The organism is Micromonospora psammae, from assembly GCF_036902725.1.
Lineage (GTDB): Bacteria > Actinomycetota > Actinomycetes > Mycobacteriales > Micromonosporaceae > Micromonospora.
In genome coordinates this window covers 70,680-83,818 of sequence record NZ_JBAKHM010000019.1, presented here as the reverse complement: position 1 = coordinate 83,818, position 13,139 = coordinate 70,680, and the positions used below count along the sequence as shown (strand labels likewise).

General features: G+C 74.1%; 12 protein-coding genes. 10 read left to right on the top strand and 2 right to left on the bottom strand.

Annotated elements, in window-relative coordinates; translation table 11 throughout:
• Positions 1 to 246 precede the first annotated feature (246 nt).
• The 4 genes from V6U79_RS21560 to V6U79_RS21545 all read left to right on the top strand — a co-directional run bounded on the left by V6U79_RS21560 (position 247) and on the right by V6U79_RS21545 (position 4,687).
• Positions 247 to 1,818 (top strand): sugar transferase, encoded by a 1,572-nt coding sequence (locus V6U79_RS21560; RefSeq protein WP_334527797.1) that lies wholly within the window; start codon positions 247 to 249, stop codon positions 1,816 to 1,818.
• 39 nt (positions 1,819 to 1,857) lie between these two features.
• Complete coding sequence (locus V6U79_RS21555; protein WP_334527765.1) at positions 1,858 to 3,081, top strand: sensor histidine kinase; 1,224 nt, start codon at positions 1,858 to 1,860, stop codon at positions 3,079 to 3,081.
• 32 nt (positions 3,082 to 3,113) lie between these two features.
• Positions 3,114 to 3,875: a LytR/AlgR family response regulator transcription factor gene (locus tag V6U79_RS21550; protein ID WP_334527768.1), complete on the top strand. Its 762-nt coding sequence runs from the start codon at positions 3,114 to 3,116 to the stop codon at positions 3,873 to 3,875.
• Between the two features lie 161 nt (positions 3,876 to 4,036).
• Entirely contained in the window at positions 4,037 to 4,687 is a 651-nt protein-coding gene (locus tag V6U79_RS21545; protein ID WP_334527771.1) for a DUF5701 family protein, read from the top strand.
• 41 nt (positions 4,688 to 4,728) lie between these two features.
• Here V6U79_RS21545 and V6U79_RS21540 read toward each other — a convergent pair whose 3' ends face one another.
• Positions 4,729 to 5,934, bottom strand: a complete 1,206-nt coding sequence (locus V6U79_RS21540) for a sialidase family protein (RefSeq protein WP_334615600.1) — start codon at positions 5,932 to 5,934, stop codon at positions 4,729 to 4,731.
• Positions 5,921 to 6,442 carry an RNA polymerase sigma factor gene (locus V6U79_RS21535; protein ID WP_334615599.1) on the bottom strand — a complete coding sequence of 174 codons (522 nt, stop codon included), beginning with the start codon at positions 6,440 to 6,442 and terminating at the stop codon, positions 5,921 to 5,923. The genes V6U79_RS21540 and V6U79_RS21535 overlap by 14 nt, the downstream gene beginning before the upstream one ends.
• 192 nt (positions 6,443 to 6,634) lie before the next feature.
• Here V6U79_RS21535 and V6U79_RS21530 point away from each other — a divergent pair, with 192 nt between their 5' ends.
• From V6U79_RS21530 to V6U79_RS21505, 6 genes are all read left to right on the top strand, one after another.
• The gene (locus V6U79_RS21530) at positions 6,635 to 7,312 is read left to right on the top strand and encodes a response regulator transcription factor (RefSeq protein WP_334527780.1); all 678 of its coding nucleotides are present in this window, start codon (positions 6,635 to 6,637) and stop codon (positions 7,310 to 7,312) included.
• 68 nt (positions 7,313 to 7,380) lie between these two features.
• Positions 7,381 to 8,382, top strand: coding sequence for a HAMP domain-containing sensor histidine kinase (locus V6U79_RS21525; protein ID WP_334615632.1), 1,002 nt, complete (start codon positions 7,381 to 7,383; stop codon positions 8,380 to 8,382).
• A complete protein-coding gene (locus tag V6U79_RS21520) occupies positions 8,379 to 10,100 on the top strand; it encodes a DUF4153 domain-containing protein (RefSeq protein WP_334615598.1) in 1,722 nt (573 codons plus the stop codon). The genes V6U79_RS21525 and V6U79_RS21520 overlap by 4 nt, the downstream gene beginning before the upstream one ends.
• Before the next feature lie 74 nt (positions 10,101 to 10,174).
• On the top strand, positions 10,175 to 10,621 hold the full coding sequence (locus V6U79_RS21515) for a DUF485 domain-containing protein (protein WP_334615597.1): 447 nt from the start codon (positions 10,175 to 10,177) through the stop codon (positions 10,619 to 10,621).
• A gap of 1 nt (position 10,622) precedes the next feature.
• Positions 10,623 to 12,263 carry a sodium/solute symporter gene (locus V6U79_RS21510; RefSeq protein ID WP_334615596.1) on the top strand — a complete coding sequence of 547 codons (1,641 nt, stop codon included), beginning with the start codon at positions 10,623 to 10,625 and terminating at the stop codon, positions 12,261 to 12,263.
• A 99-nt stretch (positions 12,264 to 12,362) separates the two neighbouring features.
• Entirely contained in the window at positions 12,363 to 13,124 is a 762-nt protein-coding gene (locus V6U79_RS21505; RefSeq protein WP_334527790.1) for an ABC transporter ATP-binding protein, read from the top strand.
• Positions 13,125 to 13,139: the final 15 nt, after the last annotated feature.

The window sequence follows — 13,139 nt, the reverse complement described above, 5'->3', positions numbered from 1 at the left end:
GGAGAGGAATCGTCCCCGGCGCGTGGAACGTGCCCGTCCGCGCCTCTACCCGGCACCTCATCCATCGGTATAGTGGCTCGGTCCCCGGCTTCGAAACTGACGTGGAGCCGGCCGGATCCCGCCTGGTGAGTCCAGACGCGCTGCTCTTCGGGGCCGCGTCCGGTGCTGAGCCCGCGTGGGAGACTGGAACGGTGGGCGACCCGGGCCCCTCACGGCGAGTGAGCGGCGCGTGTCATGCGGGAGGACATGGGTGAGGTGACGACAAGCCTCCAGCGCCCGGTAACCAACACAGGCCGGAGCAAACTCGTGCGGCACGTCGACAGCTTCGAGATCCAGCCGCCGACACCGCCGTCGCACAACGGCGTCCCACGGTCGGCGTGGGCGCGGGCCCGCCGCCGGGTCTCGCGCTGGCACCGCCCGTACACCGTGGTGCTGCTGCTGCTCGACTTCGCCGCCGTGGTGCTCGCCGACTGGAGCGCCCAGGAGGCGTTCGGCCAGGCGCGGGCCGGCTTCTACAACGCCCAGGAGGACCCCACCTGGTTCTACACGGTGGCGTTCGTCCTGCTGCCCCTGGGCTGGCTGGTCATCCTCTGGGGCAACCGGGCCTACGACCGGCGCTACATGGGTCTCGGGCCGGACGAGTTCAAGCGGGTGATCCGGGGTGGGGTCGCGGTCGCCGCGACGGTCTCCTTCCTCGCGTTCGCGACCAAGACCGACCTCTCCCGTTGGACGGTGGGTTTCGCCCTGCTCGGGGCGCTGCTGCTGATCCTGGTCGGCCGGCTGCTGGCCCGCTTCACGCTGCACGCGGTACGCCGTCGCGCCGGCCAGGCCGGGCACCGGATGGTGCTGGTCGGCACCCTGCCGGAGTGCCTGGAGGTCTACACCGCGGTCACCCGCAACCCGGACGCCGGCCTGGTGCCGGTCGCCATCCACATCACCGACGGGTACGCCGCCGCCCGCGGCATCCAGACCCCGGTGCCGGTGTACGCCGGGCGGGACGTCCTCGCGCTGGTCCGTGAGGTCGGCGGGGACACCATCGCGGTCTGCGGGTCGGCCAGCGCCGAGCCGGGCGAGCTGCGCCGGCTGGCGTGGCAGCTGGAGGGCTCCGGGGTCGACCTGGTGGTCGCCCCGCAGCTGACCGACATCGCCGGCCCCCGGGTGCACATCCGCCCGATCGAGGGCCTGCCGCTGCTCTACGTCGAGGAGCCGACCCTGTCGGGGCCGGCGCTGCTGATGAAGAGCCTGATGGACCGGGTCGCGGCCGGGCTGGGCCTGCTGCTGCTGATGCCGGTCTTCGCAGCCATCGCCCTGGCGATCCGGCTCTCCGACCCGGGTCCGGTCTTCTTCCGGCAGCCCCGGGTCGGTCACGAGGGCCGCACCTTCCGGGTCTGGAAGTTCCGCACCATGTACGTCGACGCCGAGGACCGGCTGGCCGGCCTGGTCGACCAGAACGAGACCGACGGCATGCTGTTCAAGATGAAGCAGGATCCCCGGGTCTTCCCGGTGGGCCGCTTCCTGCGCGCCTCCTCGCTGGACGAGCTGCCCCAGTTGATCAACGTGCTCTGGGGGGAGATGTCGCTGGTGGGGCCGCGTCCGCTCCCCGCCGACGACGGCGACTTCCTGGGCGACGTGCGACGCCGGCTGCTGGTCCGGCCGGGCATGACCGGGCTGTGGCAGGTCTCCGGCCGCTCCGACCTGTCCTGGGACGAGGCGGTCCGGCTGGACCTCTACTACGTCGACAACTGGTCGCTGGCGTACGACCTGAGCATCCTGTGGCGGACCGTCGGCGTGGTGCTGGCCCGCAAGGGCGCGTACTAGGGGCTTGGCGCGGCGGCCCGGAGGGGCCAGGATCGCGGGGTGGGTGGCAACCTCTCCGCCGTCGTCGGCGTCGTCTCACTGGTCAGCGCGCTGGCCGCCGCGCTGTACGCGGTGGGCCGGCTGCGCGCCCGACGGGGCATCGCCACCGCCACCCAGCGGGCCACCTACGAGGTGCTGCACACCGCCGGCCTGGCCGCCGAGCCGCTGCGCGCGGGCCTGCACCCGGCGGGCGCGGCGAAGGCCGTACGCCATCTGCGGGCCCTGGTGGGTGCGGTCGGGCTGGCGTTGACGGACCGGGAGGCGCTGCTGGCCCTGGACGGGCGCGGCACGCACCACGGTGACCAGCTGCTCGCGGCGGCCCGGCGGGCGGCGGAGACCGGGCGGTCGACGGTGCTGGGCGAGTCGGAGCTGCACTGCGACCGGGTGGACTGCCCGGTCCGGGGCGCGGTGGTGGCGCCGCTGGCCGCGGAGGGCCGGGTGGTGGGCGCGCTGGTCGCGATCGCCGACGCCCCACCGGCGCCCGGCCTGGTGCAGGCCACCCTGGAGACCGCGCACTGGGCCGGCAACCAGCTCGCCCTGGCGGAGCTCGACTCGTCCCGGGAACGGCTGGCCCGGGCGGAGATCCGGGCGCTGCGCGCGCAGATCAGCCCGCACTTCATCTACAACGCGCTGACCGCGATCGGCTCGTTCGTCCGCACCGACCCGGAGCGGGCCCGGGAGCTGATCCTGGAGTTCGCCGAGTTCACCCGGTACTCCTTCCGGGCGCACGGCGAGTTCACCACCCTCGCCGAGGAGCTGCGCTCGATCGACCGCTACCTGACCATCGAGCGGGCCCGGTTCGGCGACCGGTTGCAGGTGCGGTTGCAGATCGCCCCGGAGGTGCTGCCGGTGACCCTGCCGTTCCTCTGCCTCCAGCCACTGGTGGAGAACGCGGTCCGGCACGGGTTGTCACGCAAGCCGGGCACCGGCATGGTGAGCATCGAGGCCCGGGACGCGGGTGCCGAGTGCCACATCACGGTGGAGGACGACGGGGTGGGGATGGATCCGGCCACGCTGACCGCGGGGATCGCCGAGCTGACCCGGGCCGGCAGCGACCCGGCCGAGGACGCCGGCCAGCACGTCGGGCTCTCGAACGTCGACGAGCGGCTCCGGTCGGTCTTCGGGGACCGGTTCGGCCTGGTCGTCGAGACCGGCCCCGGCTCGGGTACGAAGGTGAGCCTGCGGGTGCCGAAGTTCCACCCCGGGGTACGGGCGGGCTCGTGAGCGAGCGCAGCGAGCGAACAGGGGCCGGCACAGTGAGCGGGTCCGGATTTCTCCGGGTGCTGGCGGTGGACGACGAGCCGCCGGCGCTGGACGAGCTGGCGTACCACCTGCGGGCCGACTCCCGGGTGGCCCGGCTGCACACGGCGGGCGACGCCACCGAGGCGCTGCGGGTGCTCCGCGACACCGACGTGGACGTGGTCTTCCTGGACATCCGGATGCCCGGCCTGGACGGGATGGAGCTGGCCCGGGTGCTGCGCCGGTTCGCCCGACCGCCGGCGATCGTCTTCGTCACCGCCTACGACGACGGCGCGGTGGACGCGTTCGACCTGGGCGCCACCGACTACGTCCGCAAGCCGGTGCGCGCCGAGCGGCTGGCCGAGTCGCTGCGCCGGGTGATCGGCTCGCGGGTGGTCCCCTCGCACCCGGCGGCGCTGGCGCGGGCGGAGGAGGACCCGACCATCCCGATCGAGCTGGCCGGCACGACCCGGATGCTGCCCCGCTCGGCGGTGCGCTGGGTGGAGGCGCAGGGCGACTACGCCCGGCTGCACACGGCCGACGGTTCGCACCTGGTGCGGGTGTCGCTGGCGACGCTCGCCGAGCGCTGGGCGGACGCCGGGTTCGTCCGGATCCACCGGTCGTACCTGGTGCAGTTGCGGTTGATCGCCGAGCTGCGGCTGGTCAACTCCGGTTACGTGGTGGTGATCGACTCGGCGGAGCTGCCGGTGAGCCGGCGGCACACCCGGGAGCTGAAGGACCGGCTGGTCCGGGCGGCGAAGCAGGACTGGAACCGCTGATCCCGGCGCCGGCCCCGCCCACCGTCCGTGACCCGCCGCGACCCGTCAGCCCTGAGCCGCTCGACTACCCGTACGGACACGGCCGTGCGTTTTTCGTGGTTCGGGAATAGGGCCGCTTCGTCGTACGCTGTACGGTACTCCGTACGAGAGTGGAGGCCGCCGTGTTCGACGCCGCTACCGAATTCGACCGCCAGGTCGACCGCCTGGTCGAGCTGGGCTACCCGGCCCTGGCCGACCTGACCGAGGACGCCTTCCGTGACCTGGTCGCCCCGCTGCGCGCCGCGGCGGTCTCCGGGGCGGCGGGCCTGCCCGCGCCGACCGAGGGTCGGGTGCCGTTCCTGCTGGTGATCACCCGCGAGCTGGTGCCGGTCGAGGCCCGGGTCGCGCTGACCACCCTGGCCGGCAAGCGGAAAACCGGCATCGTCGACCGGCACTACGCCGAGGGTGACCTGCCGCGCTTCGACCCGATCAAGGAACTGGAGGTGCCGGCCGGGCCGGCGTACCTGCTCTTCGACGTCGACCGGGGCGAGGAGACGCTGAACCTGGCCCCCGCCGCCGCGATGGAGGTGATCACCGGCCAGGGTCGGCTGCCGCTCACCATCGACGAGGGGCTCGCGTTCGTCACGCTGCACCCGGAGGCGCTGGCGAAGAACAAGTGCTTCTCGCTGGTCGGCTCCCGCTGCGGCGACAAGCGGGTGCCGGCGATCTGGATCAGCCAGGGCGCGCCGAAGCTGGGCTGGTGCTGGTACGGCAACCCGCACACCTGGCTCGGCTCGGCCACCGCCCACCCGGTACGGGTCGGGCTCGCCTGAGTCCGCGGCGGCGCGGCCGGTCGGCCGCGCCGCCGCACCACTCAGAACGCAAGTTGGAACTGGTTCCAGGAACGCCCGTCCCGCGTCAGGACGAAGTGGTCCGGCTCGCCGTTCGACCCGTCGTAACGATCGAAGAGCCACGCGTAGCCGGGGGCGACACTCGCCGAGCCGACGGGCCGGCCCTTCCCTCGCGCCAGCGTGAAGCTACCTCCGTTGTCCCGACTGACCAGGACTTCCGCCATCCGGTTGCCCTCCGGGCCGGTCTGAGTGACCGCCAGCAGGGACCCGTCCACCCCTACCGTCAGGTCCCAGTGCGGCCCCGTCGGCAGGTCGGCGCCGGTGGTGGACCAGTTCCTCCCGCCGTCGGTGCTCCGCGCCAGCGTCACCGAGCCGTCCGCGGCCGACACCAGCTGGTATCCCGCCCGGCCGTCGCCCCCCACCAGCGCCAACAGGCTCGTACCGGCCGGCGTCGTCCAGGTCTCCCAGGTCGCGCCACGGTCGATGCTGCGGGCCCCGGCCGTCGTCGAACCTGTCCGGTATGCCGCCCAGATCGTGCCGTCCGATGCCGGGTAGAGGCTGAAGAGCTCAAGCGGTGACGGCTGCTTCCCGGTGAGCCGGTAGACGTTCCCCGTCGACGGGTCCACCGCCAACGGCTCATCCATTGCCCCACAGTCGTACTGGCAGAAGACCGGTCGGGCGGTTGCCGGGAACGCGCGCACCCCCACGATTGCCCGGCTCGCGTCCCGCCAGGTACGGCCGTGGTCGGTGGAGAGGCGGAGCAGCCCCCCGTCGTCCACCAGATAGAACCGGTCACCGAGTACGGAATAGTCCAGGTTCCCTGCCTGCCCGCCCGGGCCCGGCTGGCATCTGGTGGCCTGATACCGGGCTTCGTTCCAGTCGGACCAGGTCCGGCCGCCGTCGCCGGTGTGCGCGAAGCGGAGCACGCAGCCGTCGACGCGCACATCCACCCCGGAGTCCGGGCCGGTCAGCGTGAAGTCGCCGGGGTTGCCGAGCAGGGTGGGGCTGGGCGACGGCCCGTGCGGCCGCCCCGCTGACTCGAACCGCTCCGGCGGGGCCACCAGCGGCGCGACCGCCACCACAGCCAGCAGGGCCAGGGCGGTCGCCGCCAGCGCAACCGACCGGTGCCGGCGGGAGCGGGCCAGGGCGCGCAACTCGTCGAGCGGCGGCTGCCGGACCGCGCCGGCGATCGTGTCGACCTCGAAGCCGGACAACTCACGATCGGACATCGATCCTCCCAGTGCTGGTACTGCCGGTGACGTCGGAGTCGGTGAGCAGCGCCGCCAGCGCCTGCCGCCCACGGGAGAGCCGGGACTTCACCGTGCCGGCGGAGACGCCGAGGGTCGCCGCGACCTCATCCACCGGCAGGTCGACCAGGTAGTGCAGGGCCAGCGCGTGTCGCTGCCCCTCGGGCAGCTCCCGCAACGCGGCCAGCAGGGCCAGGTGATCTGGTGAGCGGTCGGCGACGGCGGGCGGCGGACCGATCCGGAGCAGCAGCCGGTCGAGTACGCGTCGCCGCCGATGCCGGCTGCGGGCGACGTTCACCGCGACCCGCCGCAGCCACGCCTCCGGGTTGTCCAGGCGGGCGAATCGCCCGGGCGCCGCCAGAGCCCGGGTGAAAGCCTCCTGGACCGCCTCCTGGGCCTCGCTCAGGTCACCGGTCATCGCGTAGAGCTGGACCACCAGCCGTCGGAAACAGCCGGCGTACAGCTCGGAGATCAGATCACCGTCGGACACCGTCACCTCCCTTCTCCACCTGTCCCACTCCTCGGCGGGGCGGAAGGTTCCGGTGACGTGGACAGTTCGGCCCGTCGTCCACAACGAACCCGCGCTCATCCACCGGGTTATCCACAGGAGTGAGGCGTTCTCCACAGGTTGTTCACAACGTCCCCCACCGATCTCCACGGCCGCTCCCTACAGTCGGGGACCATGAACGAACGCCGGGTACTGGTGGTCGAGGACGAACGGACCATCGCCGAGGCGGTGGCCGCCCGCCTGCGCGCCGAGGGCTTCACAGTGGACATCGCCGCCGACGGCCCGAGCGCCGTCGCCCGATTCCGCGACGGGCGGCACGACCTCGTCGTACTCGACGTCATGCTGCCGGGCTTCGACGGCCTGGAGGTGTGCCGGCGGATCCAGGCCGACCGGCCGGTGCCGGTGCTGATGCTCACCGCCCGCGACGACGAGAACGACCTGCTCGTCGGATTGGCCGTCGGCGCCGACGACTACCTGACCAAGCCGTTCTCCATGCGCGAACTGGCGGCCCGGGTGCACGTGCTGCTGCGCCGGATGGACCGGGCGGCCAGCGCGCCACCGGCCGGCGTACGGCTCGGCGACATCGAGATCAGCCCCAGCGAACGCCGGGTGGTCAAGGGCGGCGTCGAGGTGCACCTCACCCCGACCGAGTTCGACCTGCTGGTCCACCTCGCCGGGCGGCCCCGCGCGGTGCTGCCCCGGGAGCGGCTGCTCGCCGACGTCTGGGGATGGGCCGACGGCACCGGCACCCGCACCGTCGACAGCCACGTCAAGGCGTTGCGGCGCAAGCTCGGCGCCGACCTGATCCGGACCGTCCACGGAGTCGGATACGCGCTGGAAGTACCCGCGTGATCGGCGAGCTGATCGACTGGGCGAACCGGGTGCTGCCCCGGCCACTCGACCCGGTCCGCTCGATCAAGATGAAGCTCGGCGTCCTGCTGGTCGCCTCCTGGACGGTCGCCATCGGCTACTTCTGGTACGGCATCGGCTGGCTGCCGCCGGGGACGACGGTGACCGTCATCTGCATCGCCCTGGTCACGTCGCAGGTGCTGGCGCACGGGATGACCTCTCCGCTGCGCGAGATGACCGCCGCCGCCGGGGCGATGGCCCGCGGCGACTACACCCGCCGGGTCCGGGCCACCTCCCGGGACGAGGTGGGCGAGCTGGCCCAGGCGTTCAACAAGATGGCCGAGGACCTGGCCGCCGCCGACCAGCGCCGCCGGGAGCTGATCGCCAACGTCTCGCACGAGCTGCGCACCCCGATCACCGCGCTCCAGGGCGTGCTGGAGAACCTGGTCGACGGGGTGGCCGACCCCGATCCGGCCGCGCTGCGCGGGGCGCTCGCGCAGACCGAACGGCTCGGTCACCTCGTCGCCGACCTGCTCGACCTGTCCCGCCTCGACGCCGGCGTGGTCCCGCTGCGCCGGGTGCGCATCGACGTCGCCGATTTCCTCGACGAGGCGGTGGAACACGCGACCGCGACCGCCGCCGGCGCCGGACGCGACGTCCGCTTCCGGCTCCGCGACCTGCCGGCCCCGATGACCGTGGAGGGCGACCCGTGGCGGCTGCACCAGGTCTTCGCCAACCTGCTCGACAACGCCGCCCGGCACAGTCCGGCCGGCGGCACGGTGCTGGTCACCGCCGAGGAACACGCCGGCCACCTGCACGTCGAGGTCACCGACGAGGGCGAGGGCATCCCCCCGGCGGAGCGGTCCCGGGTCTTCGAACGGTTCACCCGGGGTGAACGGGCCGCCGGGGGCGGGACCGGGCTGGGCCTGGCCATCGCCCGCTGGGTGGTCGAACTGCACGGCGGCGCCATCCGCGTCACCGATCCGGTCGGGCCGGCCCGCGCCGACCGGCCCGGCTGCCGCGTCCAGGTGGTCCTTCCCCGTACCGCACCGATCCGAGAAGAGGTGGCATGACCAGCGCACCCGTCGGGCCCGTCCCGCCGCCCCCAGGGGCCGGCGGCGCTCTCCGCCCGGCACCGCCCACGCTCCGGCCGCCCTCGTTCTTCGCGCGGCGCTGGCCCGGGCCGGCCGGGGCGGCCCGACCGGTGGTGCTCGGCGCGGTCACCGTCGCCGCCGGGACCACCGCGTCGGTCGTACCGCTGGACCGGCCCGGACTCGGCTGGCTGGTGGCGGCCCTGGCCGGCGCCGGCGCTCTCGGCACGGCGGCCACCGTGCGGCCCCGGCCGGCGACACCGGCCGCACCGGCGCCCGATCCGGCCCAGCCGGCCGCGCCCGGGTCACCGCCGCTCCCGCCGCCGGGGCAGGCGGCGTCCACCGGACCGACGAGCGGATCCCCGGCGACAGCCGGCGTACCCGACGGGAGCACTGCCACGGGGGGCGACGCGGTCGTCCGTCCCGGCGCCACGGGGGCGCCGGGGCGGGCGGTCCGGCTGGCCTGGACGGCGGCCACCCTCGCCCTGGTCGGGGTGGGGACGGTACGGGCCGCCGGTTGGCTCTTCGTGCTCTGCCTGCTCGCCGCCGTCGTCACCGGGACGCTGGCCGTGGTGGGTGGTCGTACCGTGCCGGGGATGCTGCTGGCCGGGCTGTTGCCGCCGGCCGCGACCGTGCGGGCGCTGCCCTGGGCGGCGCGGGGGCTGCCCCGGCCCCGCCCGGGCGGTCCGAGCATCGGGCGGAGCCTCGCCACGGTGGCCGTCACGGCGGGGCTGCTCGTCGTCTTCGGGCTGCTCTTCTCCTCCGCCGACGCGGTCTTCGCCGGCCTCCTCGCCGACCTGCTGCCGGACATCTCCACCCCGGGCGTGACCGGCTGGGTCCTCCGCCTGCTCCTGGTCGGCGCGGCCCTGCTCGGCGGGGCGTACCTGCTGGCCGCGCCGCCGGACCTGGACGGCCTGGCCGTGACGCCGGGCCGGACGGTCCACCGGCTGGAGTGGGCCCTGCCGCTGGCCCTGCTCGACGCGCTCTTCGCCGCCTTCGTGCTGGTGCAGCTCGCCGTGCTCTTCGGCGGCTCCGGCCACGTGCTGCGCACCGCCGGGCTCACCTACGCGGAGTACGCCCGTGGCGGCTTCTGGCAGCTGCTCGCCGTCTCCGCGCTCACCCTGCTGGTGATCGCCGGGGTCTTCCGCTGGGCGCCCCGCCGCACCCGCGCCGATCGGATCCTGGTCCGGCTGCTGATCGGCGCCCTCGCCGCGCTCAGCCTGATCGTGGTCGCCTCGGCGCTGTACCGGATGCAGGTCTACGCCGACGCGTACGGGGCGACCCGGCTGCGGCTCGTGGTGGCGACCGTCGAACTCTGGCTCGGGCTGCTCTTCGTGCTGGTCGGGGCGGCCACGATCCGGCTGCGGGCCGGTTGGCTGCCGAGGCTGGTGCTGGCCGCGGCGGTGGTCGCGCTACTCGGGCTGGCGGCGGTCGACCCCGACCGGTTCATCGCCGAACGCAACGTCGACCGGTACCTGCGGACCGAGCGGCTGGACGTGCACTACCTCTCCGGGCTCTCCGCGGACGCCGTACCGGCGCTGGACCGGCTGCCCGAACCGATGCGCTCCTGCGCGCTGCGCTGGATCGGGGCCGAACTCCCCGCCGACGGTTGGCGGGCCGCGAACGTCGGGCGGTCGCAGGCCCGGGCGACACTCGCCCGGCGTCCGGTGGACCCGGCCGGCTGCCTCGCGCGGTGGTGATCCGGGCGGCCCCCGCCGCCGTGCGAGAGGCCGGGCGCCCTTGACATTCCCGGTGATCGGGCGAGACTGCCGGGATGACCGGAGCCGGTGAACCGCGCGCGCCGGGGCGGCCCGCGCCGGCCGCCCCGGCGCCCGGCCGGCGGCTGGCGGAACAGTCCGGGCGTACCCGGGTCGTGCTGGCCGAGGCGTCCCGCCGGGACAGCCGTGCCGACCGGACCCGCACCGAGCTGACCCAGCAGACCCGGGTCGGTGAGGCGCTCGTCCGGGGGCTGGTCCGGGCGCAGCTCGCGCTGGCGCTGCGGATGAGCCTGGTGGTGCTGATCGGGCTCGGTGGCCTCCCCTGGCTCTTCGCGATCGCGCCCGCCGTCGGCCGGGTCACCGTGCTCGGCGTCAACCTGCCCTGGCTGCTGCTCGGGCTGGCCTCCTTCCCGTTCCTGATCGCCGTGGGGTGGGCGTACGTGCGGCTGGCCGAGCGCAACGAGCAGGACTTCACCGACCTGGTCCAGCGGCCGGAGCACTGAGATGGGCAACGGGTTCGTGGTCCCGGCGATCGTGGCGGTCACCCTGGTCACCCTTGGGATCGGCTTCTACGGGCTGCGGCTGGCCCGGACCACCTCCGACTTCCTGGTCGCCTCCCGGGCGATCAGCCCGAGCTGGAACGCCGCCGCGATCGGCGGGGAGTACCTGTCGGCGGCGAGCTTCCTGGGCATCGCCGGCCTGATCCTCAGGTACGGCGTGGACGTGCTCTGGTACCCGGTCGGCTTCGCCGCCGGCTACCTGGCGCTGCTGCTCTTCGTGGCCGCGCCGCTGCGCCGCTCCGGCGCGTTCACCCTGCCCGACTTCTGCGAGCTGCGGCTCGGGTCGCGCCGGCTGCGCATCCTCGCCACCGTCTTCGTGATCTTCATCGGCTGGCTCTATCTGGTGCCGCAGTTGCAGGGCGCCGGGTTGACCCTGGCCACCGTGGCCGGGTCGCCGTACCCGGTGGGGGCGCTGCTGGTCGCGGCCGTGGTGACGGCGAACGTGGCGCTCGGCGGGATGCGGGCGGTCACCTTCGTGCAGGCGTTCCAGTACTGGTTGAAGCTGACCGCGCTGGCCGTACCCGCGATCTTCCTGGCGTTGCAGTGGCAGGCCGACGCTCGCCCGGCGGTGACCCCGCCCGACGGGCCGGCGTTCCGGACCGCGACCACCGTCGTGGTCGAGCACCGCGCGGCCCTCACCTTCCCCGACGGCACCACCCGGGAGGTACGCCCCGGCGACGAGCTGACCTTCGCGGCGGGCGAACCGGTGCCGGAGGTGTCCGGGGTGGCCACCGACGCGGCCGACTGGCTGCTGCCCAGCGCCGCCGGGGACGACGACCGCGGCCTGTTCGCCACGTACTCGCTGATCCTGGCGACGTTCCTGGGCACCATGGGGCTGCCGCACGTGCTGGTCCGCTTCTACACCAACCCGGACGGGGCGGCCGCCCGGCGGACCACCCTGGTGGTGCTCGCCCTGGTCGGCGTCTTCTACCTGCTGCCCACCCTGTACGGCGTGCTCGGCCGGATCTACACCCCGCAGCTGCTGGTGAGCGGTCAGACCGACGCGGTGGTGGTGCTGCTGCCCGGGGCGGCCCTCGGCGACGGCACCACCGGCCGGCTGCTCGCCGCGCTGGTCGCCGCCGGGGCGTTCGCGGCCTTCCTCTCCACCTCGTCGGGGCTGCTCACCAGCGTCGCCGGGGTGATCTCCACGGACGTGCTCGGGCGCGGCTCGGTCCGCGGCTTCCGGCTGGCCACGGTGCTCGCCGGCGGGGTACCCGCGGTGCTCGCGCTGAACGTCTCCGGGCTGAACGTCTCGCAGGTGGTGGGGCTGGCCTTCGCGGTGGCCGCGTCGAGCTTCTGCCCGCTGCTGGTGCTCGGCATCTGGTGGCGTGGGCTGACCGACCTGGGCGCCGCCGCCGGGGTGCTGGTCGGCGGCGGCGCGGCGGCCGGGGCGGTGCTGGTCACCGTGCTCGGCCCGCCGCTGTCCGGCTGGCCGGCCACGCTCACCGCGCAGCCGGCCGCCTGGACGGTGCCGCTGGCCTTCACCGTGATGGTGGTCGTCTCGATGGCGACCCGACGCCGGGCCCCGGCCGACGTCGGGGCCACCATGCTCCGGCTGCACGCCCCGGAGGCGCTGCGGCTGTGAGGGGGCCGGTCGCCTCTGGCGCGGATACGTCGCGGGGATGACCGGGGATCATCCTGCGGCGGGAGGATGGGTTGGCCCGGCACCGATACGGTCGGACCCATGACTGGTGAGCACTCCGCGCTGGCGCTGCGTGGCCTGGCGAAGCGGTTCGACAGCAAGGTCGCGGTGGCCGGCGTCGACCTGGACGTTCCCGCTGGTTCCTTCTACGGGCTGCTCGGTCCGAACGGGGCCGGCAAGACCACCACCCTGTCGATGGCCGTCGGGCTGCTCCGCCCCGACCACGGGCGGGCCTGGGTGCTGGGGCACGACGTCTGGGCCGACCCGGTGGGCGCGAAGCGGCTGCTCGGGGTGATGCCCGACGGCGTACGGCTCTTCGACCGGTTGAGCGGGGCGGAGCTGCTGGCGTACCACGGTCTGCTGCGCGGGATGGACCCGGCGGTGATCGACCAGCGCGCCGCCGAGCTGTTGGACGTGCTGGCGCTCACCGACGCCGGCCGGACCCTCGTGGTGGACTACTCGGCGGGCATGAAGAAGAAGATCGGGCTGGCCTGCGCGCTGCTGCACGGCCCCCGGCTGCTGGTGCTGGACGAGCCGTTCGAGGCGGTCGACCCGGTCTCCGCCGCGCTGATCCGGGACATCCTCCAGCGGTACGTCGGCGGCGGCGGCACGGTGGTCTTCTCCAGCCACGTGATGGAGGTCGTCGAGCGGCTCTGCTCGCACGTCGCGATCCTCGCCGAGGGCACCATCAAGCGGGTGGGCACGCTCGACGAGGTGCGCGGCGGCGACCGTTCCCTGGAGGACGTCTTCGTCGAGGTGGTCGGCGGGCGGACGGCGACCGGTGAGGAGCTGGCGTGGCTGTAGTGGGGAGCCCCTCGA